Source organism: Clostridium sp. AF19-22AC (assembly GCF_003479085.1).
GTDB classification, from domain to species: domain Bacteria; phylum Bacillota; class Clostridia; order Lachnospirales; family Lachnospiraceae; genus Faecalicatena_A; species Faecalicatena_A orotica.
In genome coordinates, this window is record NZ_QUGN01000002.1 from 17,881 (window position 1) to 43,505 (window position 25,625).

General features: G+C 47.1%; 23 protein-coding genes. 22 read left to right on the forward strand and 1 reads right to left on the reverse strand.

The annotated features are described in order from the left end of the window. Nucleotides 1-22: 22 nt before the first annotated feature. From mgtE to DWX43_RS02255, 19 genes are all read left to right on the forward strand, one after another. Nucleotides 23-1,357: a magnesium transporter gene (mgtE, locus tag DWX43_RS02165; protein WP_109729170.1), complete on the forward strand. Its 1,335-nt coding sequence runs from the start codon at nt 23-25 to the stop codon at nt 1,355-1,357. Nucleotides 1,358-1,643: 286 nt separating this feature from the next. Beyond that, nucleotides 1,644-2,639 (forward strand): phosphate acetyltransferase, encoded by a 996-nt coding sequence (gene pta / locus DWX43_RS02170; RefSeq protein WP_118618551.1) that lies wholly within the window; start codon nt 1,644-1,646, stop codon nt 2,637-2,639. A 107-nt stretch (nt 2,640-2,746) separates the two neighbouring features. Continuing rightward, nucleotides 2,747-3,940 carry an acetate kinase gene (locus DWX43_RS02175; RefSeq protein ID WP_109729172.1) on the forward strand — a complete coding sequence of 398 codons (1,194 nt, stop codon included), beginning with the start codon at nt 2,747-2,749 and terminating at the stop codon, nt 3,938-3,940. A 203-nt stretch (nt 3,941-4,143) separates the two neighbouring features. After that, complete coding sequence (locus DWX43_RS02180) at nt 4,144-4,671, forward strand: DUF177 domain-containing protein (protein WP_109729173.1); 528 nt, start codon at nt 4,144-4,146, stop codon at nt 4,669-4,671. Between the two features lie 3 nt (nt 4,672-4,674). Further along, complete coding sequence (gene rpmF / locus DWX43_RS02185; protein WP_004068723.1) at nt 4,675-4,854, forward strand: 50S ribosomal protein L32; 180 nt, start codon at nt 4,675-4,677, stop codon at nt 4,852-4,854. A gap of 309 nt (nt 4,855-5,163) precedes the next feature. Continuing rightward, a complete protein-coding gene (locus DWX43_RS02190) occupies nt 5,164-6,147 on the forward strand; it encodes a sugar ABC transporter substrate-binding protein (RefSeq protein WP_118618553.1) in 984 nt (327 codons plus the stop codon). Between the two features lie 236 nt (nt 6,148-6,383). After that, nucleotides 6,384-7,901 carry a sugar ABC transporter ATP-binding protein gene (locus DWX43_RS02195; protein WP_109729175.1) on the forward strand — a complete coding sequence of 506 codons (1,518 nt, stop codon included), beginning with the start codon at nt 6,384-6,386 and terminating at the stop codon, nt 7,899-7,901. After that, the gene (locus DWX43_RS02200; protein ID WP_109729176.1) at nt 7,891-8,847 is read left to right on the forward strand and encodes an ABC transporter permease; all 957 of its coding nucleotides are present in this window, start codon (nt 7,891-7,893) and stop codon (nt 8,845-8,847) included. Before DWX43_RS02195 ends, DWX43_RS02200 begins: the two co-directional genes overlap by 11 nt. A 16-nt stretch (nt 8,848-8,863) precedes the next feature. After that, nucleotides 8,864-9,238, forward strand: a complete 375-nt coding sequence (locus DWX43_RS02205; protein ID WP_109729177.1) for a sensory rhodopsin transducer — start codon at nt 8,864-8,866, stop codon at nt 9,236-9,238. 81 nt (nt 9,239-9,319) lie between these two features. Beyond that, nucleotides 9,320-10,114, forward strand: a complete 795-nt coding sequence (locus DWX43_RS02210) for an SDR family NAD(P)-dependent oxidoreductase (RefSeq protein WP_118618555.1) — start codon at nt 9,320-9,322, stop codon at nt 10,112-10,114. After that, nucleotides 10,111-11,175 (forward strand): alcohol dehydrogenase catalytic domain-containing protein, encoded by a 1,065-nt coding sequence (locus tag DWX43_RS02215; protein ID WP_118618557.1) that lies wholly within the window; start codon nt 10,111-10,113, stop codon nt 11,173-11,175. Before DWX43_RS02210 ends, DWX43_RS02215 begins: the two co-directional genes overlap by 4 nt. Nucleotides 11,176-11,319: 144 nt before the next feature. Beyond that, nucleotides 11,320-12,345 (forward strand): LacI family DNA-binding transcriptional regulator, encoded by a 1,026-nt coding sequence (locus DWX43_RS02220; protein WP_118618559.1) that lies wholly within the window; start codon nt 11,320-11,322, stop codon nt 12,343-12,345. Nucleotides 12,346-12,509: 164 nt separating this feature from the next. Beyond that, complete coding sequence (gene plsX, locus DWX43_RS02225) at nt 12,510-13,538, forward strand: phosphate acyltransferase PlsX (RefSeq protein WP_109729181.1); 1,029 nt, start codon at nt 12,510-12,512, stop codon at nt 13,536-13,538. A 25-nt stretch (nt 13,539-13,563) separates the two neighbouring features. After that, on the forward strand, nt 13,564-13,794 hold the full coding sequence (acpP, locus tag DWX43_RS02230) for an acyl carrier protein (protein ID WP_109729182.1): 231 nt from the start codon (nt 13,564-13,566) through the stop codon (nt 13,792-13,794). A 115-nt stretch (nt 13,795-13,909) separates the two neighbouring features. Further along, on the forward strand, nt 13,910-14,593 hold the full coding sequence (gene rnc, locus DWX43_RS02235; protein WP_109729183.1) for a ribonuclease III: 684 nt from the start codon (nt 13,910-13,912) through the stop codon (nt 14,591-14,593). Between the two features lie 12 nt (nt 14,594-14,605). Then, nucleotides 14,606-18,166 (forward strand): chromosome segregation protein SMC, encoded by a 3,561-nt coding sequence (gene smc / locus DWX43_RS02240; protein ID WP_118618561.1) that lies wholly within the window; start codon nt 14,606-14,608, stop codon nt 18,164-18,166. A gap of 15 nt (nt 18,167-18,181) precedes the next feature. Then, the gene (gene ftsY, locus DWX43_RS02245; RefSeq protein ID WP_118618563.1) at nt 18,182-19,123 is read left to right on the forward strand and encodes a signal recognition particle-docking protein FtsY; all 942 of its coding nucleotides are present in this window, start codon (nt 18,182-18,184) and stop codon (nt 19,121-19,123) included. A 22-nt stretch (nt 19,124-19,145) separates the two neighbouring features. After that, nucleotides 19,146-20,360: a threonine ammonia-lyase gene (gene ilvA / locus DWX43_RS02250; RefSeq protein ID WP_109729186.1), complete on the forward strand. Its 1,215-nt coding sequence runs from the start codon at nt 19,146-19,148 to the stop codon at nt 20,358-20,360. A gap of 13 nt (nt 20,361-20,373) precedes the next feature. Then, nucleotides 20,374-20,877, forward strand: a complete 504-nt coding sequence (locus DWX43_RS02255; RefSeq protein ID WP_109729187.1) for a DUF1653 domain-containing protein — start codon at nt 20,374-20,376, stop codon at nt 20,875-20,877. 46 nt (nt 20,878-20,923) lie between these two features. Here the strand turns inward: DWX43_RS02255 and DWX43_RS02260 are convergent, their stop codons facing one another. Beyond that, nucleotides 20,924-22,105, reverse strand: coding sequence for a ribose-phosphate pyrophosphokinase (locus DWX43_RS02260; RefSeq protein WP_109729188.1), 1,182 nt, complete (start codon nt 22,103-22,105; stop codon nt 20,924-20,926). A gap of 185 nt (nt 22,106-22,290) precedes the next feature. On the opposite strand from DWX43_RS02260, the gene DWX43_RS02265 reads away from it, so the two are divergent. The 3 genes from DWX43_RS02265 to plsY are packed head-to-tail and all read left to right on the forward strand — an operon-like array spanning nt 22,291 to nt 25,595. Next, nucleotides 22,291-23,610 carry a DUF512 domain-containing protein gene (locus DWX43_RS02265; protein WP_118618565.1) on the forward strand — a complete coding sequence of 440 codons (1,320 nt, stop codon included), beginning with the start codon at nt 22,291-22,293 and terminating at the stop codon, nt 23,608-23,610. 18 nt (nt 23,611-23,628) lie between these two features. Then, complete coding sequence (gene der, locus DWX43_RS02270) at nt 23,629-24,957, forward strand: ribosome biogenesis GTPase Der (protein WP_109729190.1); 1,329 nt, start codon at nt 23,629-23,631, stop codon at nt 24,955-24,957. A gap of 2 nt (nt 24,958-24,959) precedes the next feature. Continuing rightward, a complete protein-coding gene (gene plsY / locus DWX43_RS02275) occupies nt 24,960-25,595 on the forward strand; it encodes a glycerol-3-phosphate 1-O-acyltransferase PlsY (RefSeq protein WP_109729191.1) in 636 nt (211 codons plus the stop codon). Nucleotides 25,596-25,625: the final 30 nt, after the last annotated feature.

Consider the following 25,625-nt stretch of genomic DNA (forward strand, 5'->3'; position numbering starts at 1 on the left):
AAAACAAAAGAGGGTGTATGGCATGGAAAAAGAAATGATACTTGAACTGCTGGAACAGCGGAAATTTAAAGAACTAAAAGAAGAATTGGAATCCATGCATCCGGTCGATATCGTGGAGATGCTGGAGGACTTTGACCAGAAGCAGCAGATGCTGGTATTCCGTCTGCTTGCCAAGGAAGAGGCGGCAGAAGTATTCACGGATATGAACAGTGATATGCGTGAGGACCTGATCAATGCCCTGACTGATTCCGAGCTGGAAGAGGTCATGGATGAGATGTATGTCGATGATACCGTTGACGTGCTCGAGGAAATGCCGGCGAACGTTGTCGACCGTCTGCTGATGGTGACGGACGAGGAGACGCGGCAGAAGATCAATATACTTCTGCAGTATCCGGATGACAGTGCAGGAAGTATTATGAATGTGGATTACATCAGCCTCAGGAAAGAAATGACGGTTGCCGATGCAATCCTTAAGATCAGGCAGGTCGGGATCAACAAAGAGACTATCTACACCTGTTATGTCACGGAAAAGAAAAAACTCATCGGTGCCGTCGATGTCAAAGATCTTCTGACAGCAGGTGAATCCAGACTGATAGAAGAGATCATGGATGAAAATGTGCTTTGTGCAAAGACGCTGGATGATAAGGAAGATGTCGCGATTACGATTAAAAAGTACGGCCTTGTTGCGATTCCGATCATCGATCATGAGAACTGCCTTGTCGGTCTGGTAACGGTTGATGACGCGATGTTTGTCCTGCAGGATGAGACCACGGAAGATATCAGTATCATGGCCGGTGTCAGCCCGAATGAAGACTCCTATTTCGGGACTTCCGTATTCAAACATGCAAAGAACAGGACGCTCTGGCTGATGCTGCTGATGCTTTCCGCGACGGTAACCGGGGAGATTCTCGGACATTATGAGGCCGCGATGGCGGTCATGCCCGTGCTGATCACATTTATCCCCATGCTCATGGGAACCGGCGGTAACTGTGGGTCACAGAGCTCGACGCTGATCATACGCGGGCTTGCGGTCGGCGAGATTCAATTCAAAGATATATTCAGGGTCATTTTTAAAGAGATACGTGTGGCCTTTGTTGTAAGCTGCCTTCTGGCTGTTGTAAACGGAATCCGTATCTATATTATGTATGATCAGAACCTGACGCTTGCGTTTGCGCTGGGACTGACGATGATGGCAGTTGTTGTTATGGCAAAATGCATCGGCTGCACCCTGCCCCTCCTGGCAAAGAAACTGGGGCTGGACCCGGCCATCATGGCGGCCCCGCTTATCACGACGATACTGGATACCTGTACGATTCTTGTTTATTTTAACATTGTAACGGCGGTTTTCCACCTGTAAGGGAAGAATCCCGCTGAGATATAGCAGAAATTGGAGTTAATATTCACGGGGCCGTGCACCGCGCTGCACGGCATCCGAGCCAATAAAGTGATGGCTTCGAGCATCTGGTTCTTCGCCTTTAGGCGACTTAAAATGAACCAGATGCCGTTACTATGCATGGCCTCTGGCCGTGAATAGTAACGAATTGGAGATTGTACTTAAAAATGCACATGCAATCTACTTGTATACAAAATTTCTTTGCGTTATAATGAAAGAAGTGAGAAAAAATGAAAGGTGGCTTTAAATCATGGGATTTATTGATGAAATCAAGGCAAGAGCAAAGGCTGATAAGAAGACGATTGTACTTCCGGAAACAGAAGACGCAAGAACTTACAAGGCTGCAGAAGCAGTTTTGAAGGAGGGGACCGCTGACCTGATCCTCGTGGGAAGTAAGGAAGAGATCGAGAAGAACGGCGCAGGATATGATATTTCCGGCGCAACGGTTGTAGACCCTGCCACAAGCGACAAGACAGATGCTTATATCGCGAAACTGGTAGAACTCAGACAGAAAAAGGGAATGACAGAGGAGCAGGCAAGAGAAATCCTTCTGACAAATTACCTGTACTATGGTGTTATGATGGTGAAGATGGGGGATGCAGACGGAATGGTATCCGGTGCGTGCCACTCCACGGCAGATACGCTCCGCCCATGCCTGCAGATCCTGAAGACAAAACCCGGAACTAAACTGGTTTCCGCATTCTTCGTAATGGTAGTGCCAGATTGTGATATGGGGGCAGACGGAACATTTATCTTCGGAGATTCCGGTCTGGAGCAGAACCCGGATCCGGAGAAGCTTGCAAATATCGCAGTTTCTTCCGCAGAGTCTTTCAGAACACTGACAGGAAAAGAACCTATCGTAGCAATGCTTTCACACTCTACAAAAGGAAGTGCAAAGCATGCGGATGTGGATAAAGTAGTTGAGGCAACCCAGATTGCAAAAGCACTGGCACCGGAATTAAAGCTTGACGGAGAACTGCAGCTGGATGCAGCGATCGTACCTTCTGTTGGGGAATCCAAGGCTCCGGGAAGCCCGGTTGCAGGACATGCCAACGTATTGATCTTCCCGGATCTGGATGCCGGAAATATTGGGTACAAGCTGGTTCAGAGACTGGCAAAAGCAGAAGCGTACGGACCTCTTACACAGGGAATCGCAGCTCCTGTTAATGATTTATCACGTGGCTGCAGCGCTGAAGACATCGAAGGCGTTGTCGCAATCACAGCAGTGCAGGCACAGGCACAGTAAATCATCAGGTTATGTTTAAGAGAGGCAGATGCCGCTGCGGACGCCCGAAGCGTGCAGGCAGCATCAACGATGCCCCTTATATATACAATTTCAGGAGGGTAAAGAAAATGAATGTATTAGTAATCAACTGTGGAAGTTCTTCTTTAAAATTCCAGTTAATCAACTCTGAATCAGAAGAAGTACTTGCAAAAGGTCTCTGCGAAAGAATCGGAATTGATGGCAGCCTTACTTATCAGCCTGCCGGCGGAGAGAAAGTAAAAACTGCAAAGGACATGCCTACCCATACAGAGGCAATCCAGTTTGTAATCGATGCGCTGACAGATGAAGCGACAGGCGTGGTAAAGAGTCTGGACGAGATCGGCGCTGTCGGGCACCGTCTGGTACACGGCGGAGAGAAGTTTGCATCTTCCGTTATCATCACAGAAGAAGTTAAGAAAGCAGTAGAAGAGTGTAATGACCTTGCACCTCTGCACAATCCTGCCAACTTAATCGGTGTAAACGCATGTGAGAAGCTGATGCCGAACACACCTATGGTTGCAGTATTTGACACCGCATTTCATCAGACCATGCCGGAGAAAGCATACATGTACGGACTTCCGTATGCTTACTATGAGAAATATAAAGTTAGACGTTACGGCTTCCACGGAACAAGCCACAGCTATGTTTCCAAAAGAGCTGCAGAGATTCTTGGCAAGCCATACGATGCTACGAAGACAATTGTCTGCCACCTTGGAAACGGTGCAAGCGTATGTGCAGTCCTGAACGGGAAATCTGTCGATACATCAATGGGATTAACACCACTTGAAGGTCTTGTAATGGGAACACGTTCCGGAGATATCGACCCGGCCATTCTGGAATTTATCGCAAAGAAGGAGGATCTGGATATCGAAGGACTGATGAAGGTCCTGAATAAAGAGTCCGGCGTATACGGACTTTCAAACGGACTCTCCAGTGATTTCCGTGACCTCTGCGCTGCAGAAGAAGACGGCAACCAGCAGGCAAAGGTAGCTCTTGAAGTATTTGCCTACAGAGTTGCAAAATACGTAGGAAGCTATGTGGCAGCCATGAACGGTGTAGACAACATCGTCTTCACAGCCGGAATCGGTGAGAACGACGGCGCAATCCGTGCAGAAGTATGTAAATATCTCCAGTTCCTTGGAATAGAGATCAATAAAGAAGCAAACGCAGCAAGAGGAGAGGAAGTCATCATCTCCACTCCGGATTCAAAAGTAAATGTACTCGTAATCCCTACAAACGAAGAACTGGCAATCGCAAGAGAGACAGTAGCACTCGTAAAATAAGTCTGTCAGGGAAATCAAAGAGTTCCATAAAAGTGAGCGGGTCATAAATCCGCTCACTTGCTTTGTCAGAATATTCTGAATATGGACCGCAAAGGGGTCAGACCCCTTTGAAAGATGATATTTATGCCAGAATCTGTATTTTTCTTGTTGACAAACTATTTTTACATGATATAATAATTTAGGTATGAATAGGAGTTATGAAGATGTTAATTAACCTATCAGACGTTCTGTCAGAACAGCACAAGACAGTTGAAGAGACAGTGCCGCTCAATCTGGAGTCGATGGATTTAAAGTCCGGGTCATATCCGATTGTCAGTAAGGAACCTGTACACGTTGTCGTTTCACATGTGAAGGACAAGGAATTACAGATCAAGGCCGAGAGCAAGGTGTGTGTAATCATTCCCTGTGACCGCTGCCTGGAGGATGTAAAGCAGGAGATTGTACTGGATTTTACCAAGCATGTGGATCTCAACATTCCAGACGCTGATCTGCCGGAAGGATTAGATGAATCAAATTTCATTGACGGATATCATCTTGACGTGGACAAATTGCTCTTTAATGAGATATTGATAGGATGGCCGACGAAAGTTCTATGCAGGGAAGACTGTAAAGGCATTTGCAACGTTTGTGGTCAGAACCTAAATCTGGGGACCTGTAACTGTGAAGACACAGGACTTGACCCGAGAATGTCAGTTGTCCGTGATTTGTTTAAGAATTTTAAGGAGGTGTAACCTATGTCTATCTGTCCAAAGAATAAATCTTCTAAAGCTAGAAGAGATAAGAGAAGAGCTAACTGGAAGATGAGTGCTCCGAACCTTGTGAAATGCAGCAAGTGTGGAGAACTTATGATGCCTCACAGAGTATGCAAAGCTTGTGGCTCTTACAACAAAAAAGAAATCATTTCTGTTGACTAATGAAGACAGGACAAGGCTTTCCGGGAGACCGGGAAGCCTTTTTTCGTGGGTTTACACCAAATTACCGAGGATCAGGTACTGCCGGATAAGAATAGCCTGTTTTGTCTATATTGTATAAAAATGTAACATAGTCTTTGTGTTTATTGTAGAAAATACAAATACCCCTTGCATTCTTAAATCAGGCATGGTAGTATTTAGACATAAAATGAATCGATTCATATTTAGAGAAACCCAGTAAATTAAAGGAATAAATCACACTTTTGTGAATTGATTTTATTCCATCATTTCCAAAACGAAGGAGGAAAAGGAATGAAAAAATTTGTGGTGTTAATTTTAACGGTATGTATGGTATTTTCACTTGCTGCCTGCGGAGGAAGTAAAGACAGTGACAGTAAAACCGACAGTGGGGACAGTAAGACGGAAGATACTGTTGATAAGAAGACAATTGCACTTGTACCTCCGGCAATGATTTCTCCTTATTATAAGTCCGTAATTTCAGGCGCTCAGGAGGCTTGTGACGATCTGGGATATGAATTGAAAACACTGGCCCCGGAATCTGAATCAGATTATGCGGCACAGGTTCAGATAGTTGAAGATATGATTACACAGAAGGTTGACGGTATCATTCTCTGTGCGATTAACAGTGATGCGATTGTGGCAGCAGTAAAGAAGGCAAACGAGGCTGACATCCCGGTGATTATGTTTAATACACAGAATGAACTGGCTGGCGGAGAAGTTGCATGCTATGTAAGATATGACCAGTATGAAGCGGGCGGAAAAGTATGTGATTTCGTGGCAGAACAGTTTGGGGACAAGTTAAAGGTTGCGATTGTAGAAGGACTTCCATCTGACCATACAACAGAGAGAATGGGCGGGTTTGTAGATAAGGCAAAGGAGAAATACCCTGACATTGAAGTCGTTGCAAGCCAGGCCGGCGACTGGGAACGTGAAAAAGGAATGAATGCCGCAGCAAATATGCTTCAGGCAAATAAGGATATTAATGTAATCTTCGCTTTATGCGACGAGATGGGCCTTGGAGCAGTACAGGCAGTCAAAGAGGCCGGATCTGACGCAAAAGTAGTAAGTTTTGACGGTAACCCGAATGCAGTGGCAAGTATTCAGGCGGGTGAGCTTGTATCAACAGTATCCATCGGAGGACCCGGAACAGGCACGGAGTGCGTGGAAGCACTGCATAAGATCTTTGAAGGAGAGACGGTGGATAAGATTGTAAATGTAGACACTGAGATTGTCTGGAAGGAGAATGCAGACCAGTTCCCGTCAGATGCTGATTAGAACTGCCGGCCGGCAGAGTGCACAGCACGGTCTGAACGGTAACTAAATATCAGCCACAGTAAAGGGACAATAGGTTTTAAGGGGCTGCCGGTACGCAATCAGATATGTTCAATCTGCGCTGCGGTGTATATCCGGAAGGAATACAGTATCAGCCGCCCCTTCCCTGAGCGTGTATGATAAATCATCGGTATACATGATTTATCATACATGCTCTAAGACAAGTCAGGAGGAAGCAAATGGCAGATCAATATATTTTGAAAATGTCAGACATTACAAAACGTTTCCCCGGAGTACTGGCACTGGACCATGTGAGCCTTCGTGTAAAGAAAGGGGAGGTACACGCTCTGCTGGGTGAAAACGGAGCGGGGAAATCTACACTGATGAAGATCCTTTCAGGTGCATACGTGAAGGATGAAGGTGAGATAGAAGTATTCTCACAGAAGTCGGAGCTGGGGAATCCGAAGGCGGCCGAAGATTTAGGAATCAGTATTATTTATCAGGAACTGAATCTAATCCCTACGCTGACCGTAGCGGAAAATATATTTCTCGGATGCTATAAGATGAGTAATCCGGTGAAAGTGAACTGGAAAGCGGTTTATCAGGAAGCGGACAGATTACTGGAAGATCTGGGGGTAGATGTAAAGAGCACGGATTACATAAGGGATCTGGGCATTGCAAAGCAGCAGATGGTAGAAGTTGCAAAAGCACTTTCTAAAGATGCGAAAATCATCATCATGGACGAACCTACGGCTCCTTTGACAGAGCGGGAAACGAAAAATTTGTTCCGCATCGTGAAAAAGCTGAAGGAAGAACAGGTCTCTATCATTTATATATCCCACAGGCTGGAAGAAGTAATGGAAATCTGCGACCGGGCTACAGTTATGCGGGACGGGTGTACGATAAAAGAACTGGATATTGCAAACGTCACGATGGATGAGATTATCCGTCTGATGGTAGGCCGGGAACTGAAAGAGAAATTTCCAAGGATTGAGAAACAAATCGGAGATGAAGTCATACGGGTGGAGAATCTGTGTGCAGGTTCCAGAGTGCAGAATGTCAGTTTCTCTGTAAGGGCGGGAGAGGTGCTCTGTGTGGGAGGACTGGTCGGCGCGGGACGGACAGAAACAGTCCGGGCGGTTTTTGGCCTGGATGCCAGGACAGACGGGCGTATATATATTGACGGCAAGGAATGCAATATCCGGAATCCGAAGGATGCGATCAGCGCGGGGATCGGGTACGTGACAGAAGACAGGAAAGGCGAAGGACTGATCCTGAAACTGGGGGTAGGCGAGAACGTGACGCTGGCCGCACTGGATGCATTCAAAACGGGGATACATCTGAATTTAAGCAAAGAGAAGAACACCGTAAAAGAGTATGTCAGTAAACTAAATATCAAAACTCCGTCTGTTTATCAGAAAGTGGAGAACCTTTCGGGAGGGAACCAGCAGAAAGTCGTTCTGGCAAAATGGCTCCTTTCCAAATGCCGGGTGCTGATACTGGATGAACCGACCCGCGGAATAGACGTAGGTGCGAAAATAGAAGTTTACAGTCTCATTAATGAGCTGGCAAAGGAAGGAAAGGCGATTCTTGTTATTACATCCGAGATTCCGGAACTGCTTGGTATCTGTGACCGTGTCGTTGTCATGGCAAGAGGAAAGGTGAGTGGTTCCCTGAGCAGAGAAGAGGCAGACCAGGAATCCGTTATGACACTGGCGGTCGGAGCAGAGGAAAGGGGAAAACAGCATGAAGCTTAAAGGAAAAGAAAGAAAAGGGACAAGTTATCTGGGGATTTTGATTGCACTGGTGGCACTATGCGTAGTACTTACGTTTGCCAGCGACAGCTTTCTTACGGCGTCCAACCTTCTGAATGTCTCCCAGCAGATATCCACAAACTTCCTGATTGCCATCGGGATGACGTTCATCATTCTGCTTGGCGGGATTGACCTTTCGGTAGGCTCCATCATAGCAGTTACAGGACTTATGATGGGACTGATGATGAAGAACTGGAATATGCCTGTGATCTTAAGCCTTCTGCTTGGCGTCGCATTTGCCTCGGCAGTCGGACTCGTGACAGGACTATTGATCACCGGGTTTGAGCTGCCTCCGTTCATTGCAACCCTGGGCATGATGTCAATCGCCAGAGGGGCGGCATACACCATTACAGAGGGACAGCCGATTTATACCTTCCCGAAGGGATTTCTGGCTATTACAGGACGGTACGGCGGGATACCGGTTTTTACCATTCTGATTATGGTGGTTATGTTCGCAGTCGCGGCATATGTGCTGAAATATACAAAGTACGGCCGCTACATTTATGCAATCGGCGGCAATGAAAACTGTGCAAAGCTTTCCGGCATAAATGTGAAAAAAATCAAATGCATCGCCTATGTAATCAGCGGCTTCTGCTGTGGTGTTGCGGCAATCGTACTGACCTCCAGGCTGGATTCGGCGGTACCGACCAATGCAGACGGTGCGGAGCTGGATGCCATCGCGGCAGTCGTAATCGGCGGGACATCCATGACAGGCGGGGAAGGGACACTCGTAGGCACAATCATTGGCACCATGATCATCGGCGTGGTTGCCAACGGGCTGAACCTTTTGAATGTACCGCAGGGAGCACAGAGAATGGTGAAAGGCGGCATTATTGTGCTGGCCGTTATTGTAGACGTAATAAGAAGAAAGCGGAGCCAGAAGGCCTGATACAGGAGGAGATAATATGGGCAGAGGTATGGGGCATAAGAAATGGTGCATCCCCGACTTATATATGAAAGAAAAAGGGGACAGGCCGACCCCCTCACATGAAAGCATTACACTGCTGAACACGGGAGACGGGCCATGTGAGGTATGTATAGACTTATTATTTGACAATGGAAGAGAGCCCGCAAGGCTGGACGGGATTCTGGTAGCACCCATGTCGGCGCGTCATATCCGTATGGACCAGTTGGAAGAGTGGAATCTGACAGTGCCTGTATCGACCTGCTACAGTGCGGTTCTGACAAGCAGTGACAATATTGTTGCGGAATATGCAAGATTTAACTGGATTGACGGTGCTGCCCAGTCATTTGCGGTGATTCCGTATTTTGAAGATTAAGATTCCTGTGCACGCCCGCAGGGCAGGGGGTGAACAGGAATACATAAAGAGAAACGGCGGCATGAAAAGGAGGGCGAGACGATGGAAGAAAAAAGAGTAGCAGTTGTAACCGGGGGAACCCGCGGAATGGGGCAGGCGATCAGTATTGAGCTTGCAAGGCGGGGGAATATTGTATGTGCAGTATACAGGTCCCATGAAGAGAGCGCGCAAAAGACACTGGAAAGCCTCAAAGCATTTGAACCGGAAAGCGGTATTTACAAGGCGGATGTTTCAAAGGAAGAAGAAGTAAAACAGCTGATAAAAAAGATCGGGGAGAAGTTTGGACGGATTGATATTCTGGTGAACAATGCGGGGATCTTTGATTTCTGCTTTATAGATGAAATGGATTCTGCTTATCTGGACAGGGTGCTGGATACGAATTTTAAAAGCCAGTTTTATATGCTTAAGAGTGTATCGGAATATATGAAGAAAAATAACTACGGGAGAGTTGCCAATGCGTCCTCAATCTCAGGACATTTTGCAGACTGCGGGCTTGCGGCATATGCGGCAAGCAAGGCAGGGGTGGACATGCTTACAAAAATAAGCGCGGCAGAGCTTGGACCGTACCATATCAGCGTCAATGCATATGCTCCCGGGATTATCCACACAGACATGACAGACGCCATGATACAGGAACGGGGGGAAGAACAGGTGAAGGACCTGTGTCTTAACCGTTTCGGGACAGGCGAAGATGTGGCTGCGCTGGTCGGTTTTTTAACTTCACCGGAGGGTGGATATGTGACAGGCGAGATCATCGGGATCGACGGGGGGATGTTTAAGGTACAGAATACATATCTGGCATATGAACATGCAAAGAGAATGGAGGAGGCCAAATGAAAGGAAATATGAAAGCATTAGTATCCTACGCGCCATATGATAACAGGCTGGAAGAAACCGGCATCCCGTCGGCGGGACCCGGTGAGCTCGTTTTGAAGGTCCTTGGCTGCGGAATCTGTGCAGGGGATGTGAAATCTTACCACGGGGGGATCAGAATCTGGGGGACGAGTGAAGAAAACCGTTACATCGAGGCTCCAGTAACAGGCGGGCATGAATTTTTTGGCGAGGTCGCAGAGGCAGGGGAAGGCATGGACGCATATAAGACCGGAGACAGGGTATGTGCGGAACAGATTGCCCCGTGCGGCGAATGTGATTTCTGCAGACAGGGAAAATACTGGATGTGTACCGGTTCGGCGGTATATGGGTTCAAACAGCATATCCAGGGAGGTTTTGCCGAGTATATCAAACTGCATAAAAATAGTATTATACATAGAATCCCGGATACATTTACGAATGAGCAGGCAGTCCTGATTGAACCGATTGCCTGCGGGATGCATGCGGTCGAACTTGCGGATATCAGACATGATGATGTCGTGGTAATTGCAGGCCTCGGCGCTATCGGAACCTCTATGGTAAACCTTGCCAGACTCTGCCTGCCAAAGATGGTGATCGGAATCGATATAAAAGAATTCCGTCTGGATATGGGCAGAAAATATGGCGCAGATTATGTACTGAATCCGGCAGAATGCAATGTGGCCGAAGAAATACACAGGCTCACAGGTGGGGATGGGTGTGATGTATATATAGAAGCATCAGGAAGCCCCAGAAGTGTATCACAGGGACTGGAATCACTGAAAAATCATGGCAGGTATGTGCAGATGGGCGTATTTGCGGAGGAAGTAAAAGCAGACTGGAATGTAATCGGGGATGGAAAGGAACTGAGCATCAGGGGCTCCCACCTGTCTGCGCTTACCTTTCATTCAGTCATAGAAGGGATTGAGAGCGGCCTGATAAAAACAGACGGGCTAATCTCTCATTCCTTTGAACTGAAAGACTGGGAAAAGGCATTTCGTACGGCAGAGGAAGAGCCGGCAGCAATGAAGGTTATGCTGGTTCCTTAGCCAAAAGGACGAAGGAGGGGAAGAAAAAAATCACATCTGATGAAAAAATCAAAGATTTCTGGTATAATATAACAAGCTATCCATGCGGGGTAAAACAAGGCGTGGTCATCGATTTTCTACAGCCGGGCGGCATAATTTATATCGATGGGAAAGGAAATACTTGTGGCGGTTATAAAAGATGTTGCAAAATTAGCCGGAGTTTCAGTTGGGACAGTTTCCAAATACCTGAATACACCGGAGCTATTAAGAGAAGATAAAAGGGAAGCTGTTGAGGATGCGATTCAAAAGCTGAACTACAGACCCAATTTATTTGCCAGAAATTTAAGAGTACAGGATTCAAAGACAATTGCGGTTATTGCGCAGGAGATACGGAATCCATTTCATGCGGCACTGTTCAATACAATCAGGAAGGAGGCAATGAAGTACAATTATTCCGTTGTGCTGTACTCTATTAATGATGTGAACGGGAACATTGACACCCTGTTTGAATCACTGCCCCTCCACTATTTCAGCGGGCTGGTTTTGTGCTACTTTCATGATATGGAACAGTCGATCGCCTTTGCAAAAAGGCATGACAAAGTACCGATGGTCATTATGAGTAATTCAGACCGGTATTTTAATGAGTATGACTCTGCGAAGATCATCCATGCAGATTTTACTCTCGGGATTGAAAAAATATGTGAATATCTAATCAGCCGGGGCAATAAGAACATAGCCTACATAGGCTGCAAGACGAAGGATACGGCCCACGAGCCGAAGCTGAAAGGCTTTCTTATGACAATGGAAAAATATGGCCTGAAGCCCCACAGCATCACGAGACTCGAGAAAGAATATACAATGGAGACCGGGTATGAGTCCGCCGGACAGATTCTAAAGTGCGATACTTTGCCGGACGCTATTTTAAGCGATACAGACATCATGGCGGTAGGTGCCCTGAACTGCCTGAGGGATCATAATATCAAAGTGCCGGATGACCTGATGCTGGCCTCCTGTGACAATATTGAATTTGCCAGGTACTGCTGTCCAAGACTGACGACCGTGAATGTCCCCATAGAAGCAATGAGCATAAAAGCGGTAGAGCTCCTTGTGGCCCAGATGGAGGACAAACCCCACCTAAGCACAGGCACTTCCTTCGAGCTGGAGCTGATCATCCGGGAGTCTACAAAATAAAATATCAAAGAGGAATCTGCGGCCCCCGGCCTTTCACTTGCTGATTGGCCGGGGGCCTTCTTGTCACAAGCCTGTTACAAGTTCGTCCTATAATTCCCAATTTGTTATTGATTTTTGGATTGAGGTTTAGTAGAATGAATGCAGTAGCGTTAGGAGGAATAGAAATGTCTGATATTACAAGAGTTGCCCTGGATGCAATGGGCGGCGATAATGCACCGGGAGAGATGATCAAGGGTGCGGTGGAAGCCGTGAAGCAAAGGGGCGATATCAAGATCCTGTTGACAGGGCAGGAAGAACTGCTGAAGAAGACGTTATCAGAGTACACATATCCGTCAGACCAGATTGAGATTATAAATGCATCTGAAGTAATCGAGACTGCCGAACCACCTGTTGTGGCGATTCGCAGGAAGAAAGATTCTTCCATTGTGGTAGCTATGAATCTGGTGAAAAAAGGAGAAGCTGATGCGTTCGTATCTGCAGGAAGCTCCGGGGCGATTCTGGTCGGCGGCCAGGTGATCGTCGGAAGAATCAAGGGGGTGGAGAGACCGCCGCTGGCGCCGCTGATTCCCACAGCCAGAGGTGTATCTTTACTGGTAGACTGCGGTGCGAATGTAGATGCAAGGCCTTCACACCTTGTGCAGTTCGCAAAGATGGGTTCCATCTATATGGAGAATGTCATAGGGAAGAAGAACCCGACCGTAGGAATCGTGAATATCGGTGCGGAAGAAGAAAAAGGAAACGCACTGGTCAAGGAGACATTCCCCCTGCTGAAGGAATGCAGCGACATTAACTTTGTGGGAAGCGTGGAGGCCAGGGATATTCCGGCAGGAGCCGTAGACGTTGTCGTGTGCGAGGCTTTTGTGGGTAATGTAATCCTGAAGCTGTATGAAGGCGTGGGAGGTACACTGATCAGCAAGATTAAGGCCGGCATGATGACATCACTTAGGACCAAGATCGGGGCACTTCTCGTCAAACCGGCGCTGAAAAGCACACTGAAGGACTTCGATGCCAGTGAGTACGGCGGAGCGCCGCTTCTGGGATTGAACGGGCTGGTTGTCAAGACACATGGAAGTTCTACTTCGAAAGAAGTATGCAATTCAATTATCCAATGCGTGACATTCAAGGAACAACGGATCAATGAAAAGATCAGAGACGTAGTATCCAAAACGCAGGAAGAAAAAAAAGAAGACTAATGTAACAAAGAAAGGGAAGAGGACAATGGAATTTGAAAAATTACAGGAAATTATTGCAGACGTATTAAACGTACAGAAGGATGATATCAATCTGGAGACGACATTTGTGGATGATTTGGGAGCAGATTCATTAGACATTTTCCAGATAATCATGGGGATTGAAGAAGAATTCGACATTGAGATTGACAATGACGAGGCAGAGAAGATTGCGACAGTAGGTGATGCGGTTTATCAGATTAGAAAGGCTGTAGAATAATAGGTTACTTATGAAAAAGCCCCCTATGGGCTTTTTCATTTTAACTGGATTGATAAAAAGAAGGAGGGCAGTAAGCCGGCTTAAGTGCGGACATGCTTTCCGGAAGGTGGGGGTTATGAGCGATCGTTTAAAAGAACTCGAGAAGAAAATAGGATATAAATTTCAGGATTTTTCTCTGCTTAGGCGTGCAATGATGCACAGCTCCTATACAAATGAGAAGCATCTGGAAAAGTACCATTGTAATGAACGCCTGGAATTTCTCGGAGATGCAGTGCTGGAACTTGTTTCCAGTGAATTTTTATTTTTAGAGTCACCCAAGGTGTCAGAAGGGGAACTTACGAAGACACGGGCAAGCATGGTATGTGAACCTGCGCTCGCTTTCTGTGCACGCGATATCGATCTGGGAAGTTATCTGCTGCTCGGAAAAGGAGAAGAGGCGACCGGCGGGAGAAAGCGTGATTCCATCACGTCAGATGCATTGGAAGCCCTGATCGGGGCGATCTATCTGGACGGTGGTTTTACTAATGCAAAAGAGTTTATCCATCGCTTTATACTGACGGATTTAGAGGATAAGAAGCTCTTTTTTGATAGCAAGACTATTTTGCAGGAGATCGTACAGGCAAAGATGGAAGGCGCTATTTCATACCATTTGGTAAAGGAAGAAGGGCCGGACCATAATAAGTCCTTCTTCGTAGAAGTACTGATCGGTGAAAAAGGGTTCGGAATCGGGGAAGGCAGAACCAAAAAAGCCGCAGAACAGGAGGCCGCATATAAGGCAATTCTGGAAATTAGAAAATAAAGCAGGTGTTATATGTATTTAAAGAGCATAGAGGTACAGGGCTTTAAGTCTTTTGCCAATAAAATTAAATTCGAATTCCACAACGGGATCACCGGTATCGTGGGCCCGAACGGCAGCGGGAAGAGCAATGTTGCCGATGCAGTGCGGTGGGTTCTCGGAGAACAGCGTGTGAAGCAGCTTCGCGGCGGCACGATGCAGGATGTCATATTCTCCGGAACAGAGAACAGAAAACCGCTCAGCTATGCATCCGTTGCCATTACACTGGACAATTCGGATCACCAGCTGCCCGTGGAGTACGGGGAAGTGACAGTCACCAGAAAGCTGTACCGCTCCGGGGAGAGTGAATATCTTATTAACGGTGCAGGATGCAGGCTGAAAGATATCAACGAGATGTTTTACGACACCGGGATCGGGAAAGAAGGGTATTCTATCATCGGTCAGGGACAGATTGATAAAATTCTGAGTGGAAAGCCGGAAGAACGCCGTGAATTATTTGATGAGGCGGCCGGAATCGTGAAGTTTAAACGGCGTAAGAATCTTTCTTTAAAGAAACTGGAGGATGAACGACTGAATCTGACCCGTGTCAACGACATCCTCTCAGAGCTGGAAAAACAGATCGGGCCTTTAAAGAGGCAGTCAGAGGTGGCAAGAGAGTATCTGAAGAAAAAGGAAGAACTGAAGACTTATGATATTAATATGTTCCTGCTGGAAACGGAACGTATCAGGGACCAGATCAGAGAACTGGACGATAAGCTTAAGATTGCCGGCGATGAACTAGAGGAGACAAGCGTCAAGTATGAAAATATGAAGACGGAATATGAGGCCATCGAGGAAGAAGTGGACGAGATTGATTTTTCGATCGAAAAGGCGAAGGGCCAGCTCAATGAGACCACCCTTTTAAAGCAGCAGCTGGAAGGCCAGATCAATGTCCTGAAGGAACAGATTAACACGGTCCGCATGAATGACGAGCATTACGATAACCGCCTGAATACCATTCGTGTGGAGATCGATACAAGACAGGCACAGCAGGAAGAGCTTCTAAAAGAACAGGCCGCCGTAAAGGCAAAGCTTGCGGAGGTGACCAGAAGTGACACAGAGGCCAAAGAAGCCCTGATCGATATCCAGACGCGTATTGCGTCTCGGACGGCGGAGGCGGAACAGAGCAAGGCCGAGATCATGGAGCTCTTGAACAGCAGGGCATCTACAAAGGCAAAGATCCAGCATTATGATACCACTCAGGAACAGATTACAACGAGGAAGGCCGAGCTGGGGAGAAAGATCATAGAAGTGTCTTCTGAAGCGGAAAAGCAGAATGCAGTGCTTGCCTCATATGAGAATGAGCTGAGGCAGATATCAGAGGAAATCAACGGATATACGGCACAGGTCAATGAAAATGAGCAGGAGATTGAGACACTCCAGAAAGTCCTGTCAGAGAAGCAGGAACAGCTGCGCATCGGACAGACTGCATATCACAGGGAATCATCGAGACTGGAGTCTCTAAAGAATATCACGGAGCGGTACGATGGTTACGGCAACAGTATCCGTAAAGTGATGGGCAATAAGGACCGGGAAAAGGGCCTGATTGGTGTTGTTGCGGATATCATCAAGGTTGATAAGGAATATGAGATTGCCATTGAGACCGCGTTAGGCGGAAATATCCAGAACATCGTGACAGATAATGAGGAGACTGCGAAACGTATGATCTCCTACCTGAAACAGAATAAGTTCGGGCGTGCCACTTTTCTGCCGCTCACAAGCATGCACAGCGGCGGGGGACTGCGCCAGCCGGAGGTGTTAAAAGAACCAGGGGTAGTGGGGCTTGCCAATACACTGGTACATGTGGAGGCGCAGTTCCAGGGGCTGGCCGACCAGCTTTTAGGAAGAACAATCGTCGTGGAAAACATTGATCATGGGGTGCAGCTCGCCAGAAAGTACAGGCAGTCCCTGCGCCTTGTGACACTGGAAGGGGAACTGATTAATCCGGGCGGTTCCATGACAGGAGGAGCTTTCAAGAATTCCAGCAACCTTTTGAGCAGGCGGCGCGAGATCGAAGAGTTCGAGCAGACGGTCAGAATGCTGAAGAAGGATATGGACGACTGCGAGAAGGCAGTCAACGAGGTGAAGGCAAAGCGTGCCGCGTGCTACAGCGTCATTGACGAGATCCAGCAGAAGCTGAGGAAGGCATCCGTAGTCGAGAACACCGCTAAGATGAATCTGGAGCAGGTGATTACAAGACAGAAAGAGGCGAAGGACCGCTATGACAGCTACCTGAGGGAACAGGAGACACTGGAGCAGCGCCTTCAGGAGATTCTGGACAATGAGGATTCCATCCAGATGGAACTGGAAGCTTCGGAAGCACTGGAAAAAGAACTGAATGAAAAGATTGAAAAACTGCAGAAAAATCTGGAAACAGATAAGGTGCAGGAGTCTATACAGTTAAAGCGTTCAGAGGAAGTACATCTGGCGCTTGCCAGCCTGGAGCAGCAGAATGTGTTTATCCATGAGAACACGAGCCGTATCAAAGAGGAAATCGAGAAGTTTGAAGCAGAGCTGAAAGAACTGGATATCAACAAAGGGAATGCGTCAGAAGAGATTCAGGAAAAAGAAAATAAAATACAGGACCTTAAGGATACGATAGAGCAGTCAAAGGAACTGTTTGCAGAGATTGATACGGAGATTAAGAGCCAGGTGGCGAAGAGAGACGAACTGAACCAGAAGCATAAAGCATTTCTTGGAAAAAGAGAGGAACTCTCCAGACATATGTCAGAACTGGACAAGGAGTGTTTCCGCCTCAACAGCCGGAAAGAGTCTTATGAGGAGGCATCGGAAAAGCAGATTAACTACATGTGGGAGGAATATGAGATCACCTATAATCATGCACTGGATCTGCGGAACGAAAACCTGACGGACCTCGCCTATATGAAACGCCAGATCCAGAACTTAAAAGGAGATATAAAAAAGCTGGGCGATGTCAATGTCAATGCTATCGAGGATTACAAGAATGTCTCAGAACGTTTTGAATTCCTGAAAGGACAGCATGACGATCTGATCGAGGCAGAGGCCACACTGATCAAGATCATCGAGGAGCTGGATGCGGCGATGCGTAAGCAGTTTGAAGAACAGTTTGCACTGATCTCAAAAGAATTTGACAGCGTATTCAAGCAGCTCTTCGGAGGCGGAAAGGGTACACTGGAGCTGATGGAGGATGAAGATATCCTGGAGGCGGGGATCCGGATCATCGCACAGCCGCCGGGGAAAAAACTACAGAATATGATGCAGCTGTCCGGCGGGGAGAAGGCACTGACGGCTATTTCACTGCTGTTTGCCATCCAGAACCTGAAGCCTTCCCCATTCTGCCTTCTGGATGAGATTGAGGCGGCGCTGGATGACAGCAATGTAACCCGCTTTGCCCAGTATCTGCATAAGCTGACAAAGAATACACAGTTTATCGTAATCACGCACAGAAGGGGCACCATGACCGCGGCAGACAGACTCTACGGTATTACCATGCAGGAGAAAGGGGTTTCCACCCTTGTATCCGTAGACCTGTTGGAGAATGAACTGGATAAATAAGAATGGAGGAGTAAGATGGAAGAAAAACAAGGCTTTTTTAAACGGCTTGTGTCCGGCCTGACAAAGACGAGAGACAATATTGTATCCGGCATGGACAGTATTTTCCACGGCTTTTCGAAAATAGATGACGACTTCTATGAGGAACTGGAAGAGACCCTTATCATGGGGGACTTAGGCGTGAATACGACGATGGAGATCATAGAAGACCTGAAAGGGAGAGTCCGGGAACAGCATATCAAAGAACCTGTGGAATGCAGGCAGCTTTTGATTGACAGTATCAAGGAACAGATGGATGTAGGCGAGACAGCCTATGAATTCGAAGAAAAGACATCCGTTGTGTTTGTAATCGGCGTCAACGGGGTCGGTAAAACGACGACGATTGGCAAGCTGGCAGGGAAATTCCATGACCAGCATAAAAAGGTGATTCTGGCAGCGGCGGATACATTTCGGGCGGCAGCAGGTGAGCAGCTGAAAGAATGGGCAAACCGCGCAGAGGTGGAGATGATCGGCGGGCAGGAGGGCGCAGACCCGGCATCCGTCGTATATGATGCGGTAGCCGCCGCGAAGGCGAGGGAAGCAGACATACTCCTGTGTGACACAGCAGGAAGGCTCCACAATAAGAAGAATCTGATGGATGAGCTGAGAAAGATCAGCCGTGTGATCGAGAGAGAATATCCCGAGGCATATAAGGAGACACTTGTCGTACTCGATGCCACGACCGGACAGAATGCCCTCGCACAGGCAAAGGAATTCAATGAAGTAGCAGATATAACGGGAGTCATCCTGACAAAGATGGACGGCACGGCAAAAGGCGGAATCGCCGTTGCCATACAGGCCGAGCTCGGTATCCCGGTAAAATATATCGGAGTCGGTGAGACGATTGAGGATTTACAGAAGTTTGATGCAGATGAATTTGTAAATGCATTATTCTACAGCGGGCAAACGGAAGAGGAATAGCCAAAAAGAAAGAAGGGGTAAAATGTTAACGTTAGAGAAGTTTGAAGAAGCAAGTGAACTCGTAAAACAGGTAACCAACCCGACCAAGCTGGTTTTTAGTGATTATCTGAGTGAACTGAGCGGCGGGAAAGTGTATCTGAAGCCAGAAAACATGCAGCACACAGGTGCATATAAGCTGCGCGGCGCGTACTACAAGATCAGCACACTGTCCGAGGAGGACCGGCAAAAGGGGCTGATCACGGCATCAGCCGGCAACCATGCCCAGGGCGTGGCATACGCGGCAAAGAAATACGGCTGTAAGGCAACCATCGTCATGCCCACGGTTACTCCGCTGATTAAGGTGAACCGTACTAAGAGCTATGGCGCCGAAGTTATTCTTTACGGGGACGTTTATGATGATGCCTGTGCTTATGCATATGAACTGGCGGAGAAGGAAGGGTATACGTTTGTACACCCGTTTGACGATCTCGATGTCGCAACAGGGCAGGGAACGATCGCAATGGAGATTGTGCAGGAACTTCCCACAGTAGATTACATCCTTGTCCCGGTCGGAGGGGGCGGACTTATTACAGGCGTGGCCACACTCGCCAAAATGCTGAACCCGAAGATTAAAGTGATCGGCGTGGAGCCGTCTGAGGCTGCCAGCATGACGGCGGCTTTAAAGGCCGGGGAAGTCGTGGAGCTTGAGAGTGCCAATACGATTGCAGACGGTACTGCCGTGAAGGCGGTCGGTGTCCAGAACCTGCCTTACGTACAGGAAAACGTTGACGATATCCTTCTGGTTGACGATGACGAGCTGATTGGCGCCTTCCTCGATATGGTGGAGAATCATAAAATGATCGTGGAAAACTCAGGCCTTTTATCCGTTGCGGCACTTAAGCAGCTGGACTGCAAAGGAAAGAAAGTAGTCTGTATCTTAAGCGGCGGCAACATGGATGTGATTACGATGTCTTCAATCGTGCAGCACGGCCTGATCCAGAGAGACAGGATATTCTCCGTATCTGTCCTGCTTCCGGATAAGCCGGGTGAGCTGGTGAGCGTCGCTTCCACGATTGCAGACCAGCAGGGTAACGTAATCAAACTGGAGCATAATCAGTTTGTAAGCACGAACAGAAACGCGGCTGTGGAATTGAGGATTACAATGGAAGCCTTCGGGACAGAACACAAACATAAAATACTGGATGCACTGGAAGCAAAAGGATTCCGTCCGAAACTAATCAGTGCGAAGTTATATTAATCAGGAGCTGGATATGGAACGTAAAAAGCCGCAGTCAGGGGAAATCTATACACACTTTAAAGGCAGGCAGTACAAGGTGCTGAATGTAGCTATACACACGGAAACGGGGGAAGAACTGGTCATATACGAGGCAATGTACGGCAGCCGGGGAATTTACGCCCGCCCGCTTGCCATGTTTTTAAGCCCTGTTGACAGAGAAAAATATCCCGATGCCGGTCAGAGATACCGGTTCGAACTGGCCGGAAGAGATGAGGGACAGAAAGCAGCTTCTGAAACAGAAGGCGAGGGCAAGAAAGCAGAGCCGTCATTGATTATGCAGTTTTTAGACTGCAGGTCAAATGAAGAAAAACTGAGGTTCCTCTATCAGCACCGTACTGAGGTAAAAGAGTCCTTCCTGACAACGGCAGCAGAGAGTCTCGGCAGTGTTCTGACGGAAAAGACGACAGAACTCAGATACGAAGAACTCATGAGTTATCTACGGATGAAGATCAAATATGAGACAGGCAGATTAAGATAAAAATCAAAGAACCGGATCACTAAATGAGGAAGTGATCCGGTCTTTTTTAAACTCTTTCGGAATTTCTCTTTTTTTCAAGCAGAGCGTGAATCTTATCAGTTGGGTTAAGAACAGCTCCGATCGTTGTATCGTGGTTCAGTGAATCAATAATCAGTGCAAGGAATTTACTCATATCCGCTGTTACGAAATAAGGCTTTTCCTTCACAACCGGAGGCAGATACGTAAGATTTGTTGCGATAACCCGGTCCAGATAGCCTTTTTCATAATACTCATCAAATTTGCCAAACCCTTCGGTAAACAGTCCGAATGTTGTACACACAAAAACACGTCCGGCCTTTCTGTCCTTGAGCTGCTTAGCAACATCCAGCATACTCTCACCGGATGAGATCATATCATCTACAATGATAACATCCTTGCCCTCGACATCATCCCCGAGGAATTCATGGGCAACAATCGGGTTCTTTCCGCCTACGACAGTAGAATAGTCGCGTCGCTTGTAGAACATCCCCATGTCGACACCGAGAATATTAGAAAAGTAGACTGCACGATGCATTGCACCCTCATCGGGGCTGATAATCATCAGGTGCTCCTTGTCTACCTTTAAGTCTGGTACGGAGCGGAATAAAGCCTTCATAAACTGGTAAGGCGGGTTAAAGCTGTCGAATCCATTCAGTGGGATTGCATTTTGCACCCTTGGGTCGTGTGCATCAAAGGTAATGATATTGGATGCCCCCATGTCAATCAGCTCTTTCAGTGCGATTGCACAATCCAAAGACTCTCTTTTCGTGCGCTTATGCTGACGGCTTTCATACATAAATGGCATAATAACGTTAATGCGGCGTGCTTTGCCTGTGGCGGCGGAAATAATTCTTTTCAGGTCCTGGTAATGGTCGTCCGGGGACATGTGGTTAACATGGCCGTTGAGGGTATAGGTCAGGTTATAGTTGCATACATCTGTCATAATGAATAAATCAGTCCCGCGGATAGTTTCTTTGAGAATCCCTTTGGCTTCACCGGAGCCAAAGCGCGGACAGCAGCAGTCTACGAGGTAATTATGGGATTCATAATTGACATAGAGGGGGGAAGGCTTTACTTCACAAATTGTATTTTCGCGGAAAGATACAATATAGTCATTTACCTTTCTCCCCAGTTCTTTACAGCTTTCCATAGCAGCGATCTTAAGCGGCGCGACAGGAAGTGTCTTTTCTAACAGTTCGATGTTTGACATGATTTTCTCCTATGTTCGACGAAATTAAGACCGGAAAATCCCAGTCTCTTACATATAGGTTATATCATTTTTTTTAATGAAATTCAAGCATGGCTTTCGCAGGGGAGGGTTTTATGATATAATAAGGTTACTGTGCGCATAACAGTAAATATGATACAGCAGGAAAATAAGGAGTTAAGAAATATATGAAACATGTACACGTTGTAAGCCAGGTAGAACCGGGGAGCATCGGTGAAGAAATGGGGATCGGGCCCGGGGACAAGCTTCTGGGCATCAACGGCAATGAAATTTCGGACGTATTTGATTATTATTACTATATGGAAGCGGAAGAAGTTCTATTGTTAATAGAGAAACCCGATGGAGAACAGTGGGAGCTGGAGATTGAAAAGGATGAGGATGAAAGTCTGGGACTTCAGTTTGAGCAGAGTCTGATGGATGAGTACCGTTCCTGCAGGAACAAGTGCATGTTCTGCTTTATAGACCAGATGCCGGAAGGAATGCGTGATACCTTGTACTTTAAGGATGATGATTCAAGGCTTTCTTTCCTGCAGGGAAACTATATTACACTGACCAATATGAGTGAGGAAGACGTAGAAAGGATCGTAAAATACCATCTGGAGCCGATTAATATATCATTCCAGACGACGAACCCGGAACTCAGGTGCAGGATGCTCCATAACAGGTTTGCAGGAGATGCACTGAAAAAGGTGGACATCCTGTATCAGGGCGGAATCCAGATGAATGGGCAGATCGTGCTCTGTAAGGGCGTGAATGACAAGGATGAGCTGGAGAGAAGCATCCGTGACCTGACAGGCTACCTGCCGTTTTTACGGAGCGTATCTGTCGTTCCGGTAGGACTGACAAAGTACAGGGATGGCCTGTATCCTTTGGAGCCTTTTACAAAAGAGGACGCAAGGGAAGTTTTAAAAACGATCCATGCGTGGCAGGATAAAGTCTATGAGGAATATGGAATCCATTTTATCCATGCGGGAGACGAATGGTATATTCTGGCCGAAGAGGAACTCCCGGAGGAGCAACGCTATGACGGCTATTTGCAGCTGGAGAATGGCGTGGGAATGCTGCGTCTCTTATTCGATGAATTTGAAGAAGGATTAAAGGCGCTTGAAGGAGATTTGCGAAAAAGAGAGATATCACTTGCAACCGGCAGGCTTGCATACCCATATTTAAAGCGGATGCTGGGAAGACTAAGAGAGAAGTTCCCAAATGTCCTCGTCCGTCTCTATCCGATCGAGAATCATTTCTTCGGGGAGCGCATCACAGTTTCCGGACTGATCACCGGACAGGACCTGACGGAACAGCTGAAAGGGAAGGAACTGGGGGCGGCACTTTTGCTTCCCTGCAACATGCTCCGCATCGGGGAAGAAGTGTTTTTGGATGATTTTACGGTCCAGGATGTGGAGAATGCTTTACAAGTTCCGGTAGATATTGTAAAATCAAGCGGGCAGGATTTCATAAATGCTGTATTGGGCCCGCATACAGATTAAGAAAGGTAGTTATATAATATGAGTAAACCAGTAGTAGCGATTGTAGGAAGGCCGAATGTTGGAAAATCTACACTATTCAATGCTCTGGCAGGAGAGATGATTTCAATTGTCAAAGATACACCTGGAGTGACAAGGGACCGTATTTATGCGGATGTCAGCTGGCTGGACAGAGAGTTCACCCTGATTGACACAGGTGGTATCGAACCGGACAGTAAAGACATTATCCTTGCACAGATGAGGGAACAGGCGCAGATTGCCATTGATACGGCGGATGTTATTATTTTTATTACAGATGTAAGACAGGGGCTGGTAGATTCTGACTCTAAAGTGGCAGATATGCTGAGGAGGTCAGGAAAGCCGGTTGTACTTGTCGTAAATAAGGTAGACAGCTTCAATAAGTTTATGCCGGATGTATACGAGTTTTATAATCTGGGAATCGGGGACCCGGTTCCGGTTTCCGCATCATCACGGCTCGGGCTCGGGGACATGCTGGATGCAGTGGCAGCATATTTCCCAGAGGGGTCAGGAGAAGAGGAGGAAGACGACAGACCGAGGATTGCAATCGTCGGGAAACCGAATGTCGGAAAGTCTTCTATTATTAATAAGCTCTTGGGCGAAAACAGGGTGATTGTCTCTGACATCGCAGGAACTACGAGGGATGCCATTGATACAGACATTGTACACAATGGAAAGGAATATATTTTCATTGATACGGCTGGCCTGCGCAGAAAGAATAAGATCAAAGAGGAACTGGAGCGTTACAGTATCATCCGTACGGTAACGGCGGTTGAACGTGCCGATGTCGTGCTTATGGTGATTGATGCCGAGGAGGGCGTGACAGAACAGGATGCGAAGATCGCGGGAATCGCACATGAACGAGGAAAAGGGATCATTATTGTCGTAAATAAATGGGATGCCATAGAGAAAAATGACAAAACAACGAGAGAGTACGAGTCAAAGATCAGACAGGTCCTGTCTTATCTTTCTTATGCCGAGGTAATGTTCGTGTCTGCAAAGACAGGGCAGAGGCTGACGAAGCTTTACGATGTGATTGATATGGTCATTGAAAACCAGACACTGCGTGTTGCAACGGGAGTCTTAAACGAGATCATGACCGAGGCAGTTGCGATGCAGCAGCCGCCGTCTGACAAGGGAAAGAGGCTGAAGCTGTATTATATTACGCAGGTTTCCGTGAAGCCGCCGACCTTCGTCATCTTTGTGAACGACAAAGAGCTGATGCATTTCTCATACACCAGATATCTGGAAAATAAGATCAGAGAGGCGTTCGGTTTCAGAGGAACATCACTGAAGTTCTTTATCAGGGAAAGAAAGGAAAAGGAGCAATAGTTATGGAACGTTTAGTCTGCCTTGTAATCGGTTATGTCTTCGGTCTTCTGCAGACAGGTTACCTCGTAGGGAAACTGAATCATATCGATATCCGGAAAGAAGGAAGCGGCAATGCCGGTTCGACAAATGCAGTGCGTGTCATGGGATGGAAAGCCGGCCTCATGACATTTGCAGGGGATGTATTGAAGTGCGTTCTGGCAATTTTTCTTGTACGTTATCTGTACCGCGGCAGTGAATATCTGCCGCTCCTTGCCATGTATGCCGGTATGGGCGCAACGCTGGGACATAATTTCCCGTTTTACCTGAAGTTCAAGGGAGGAAAAGGAATTGCTGTTCTTGCCGGCCTGGTCGTATCAACGAATCCGGCTATGGTCCCGATTCCGCTGGCTGCATTTTTAATCGCGGTTATATTTTCGAGATATGTATCCCTCGGGTCACTCCTTGCATCTACGCTGTTTTTTATAGAGGTAGCGACCTTTGGACAGTATGGGATTTTTAAAATGGCAGCTCCGTATCTTTATGAAATGTACATATTAGTCCTGCTTCTCACGATTCTGGCATGGTACCGCCACAAGGAGAATATTAAGCGCCTGCTTGCAGGAGAAGAGAACCGGTTCGGATCAGGAAAAAAGAAGTAGTAAAAGTGGAGTAATAAAACAGATTCATGT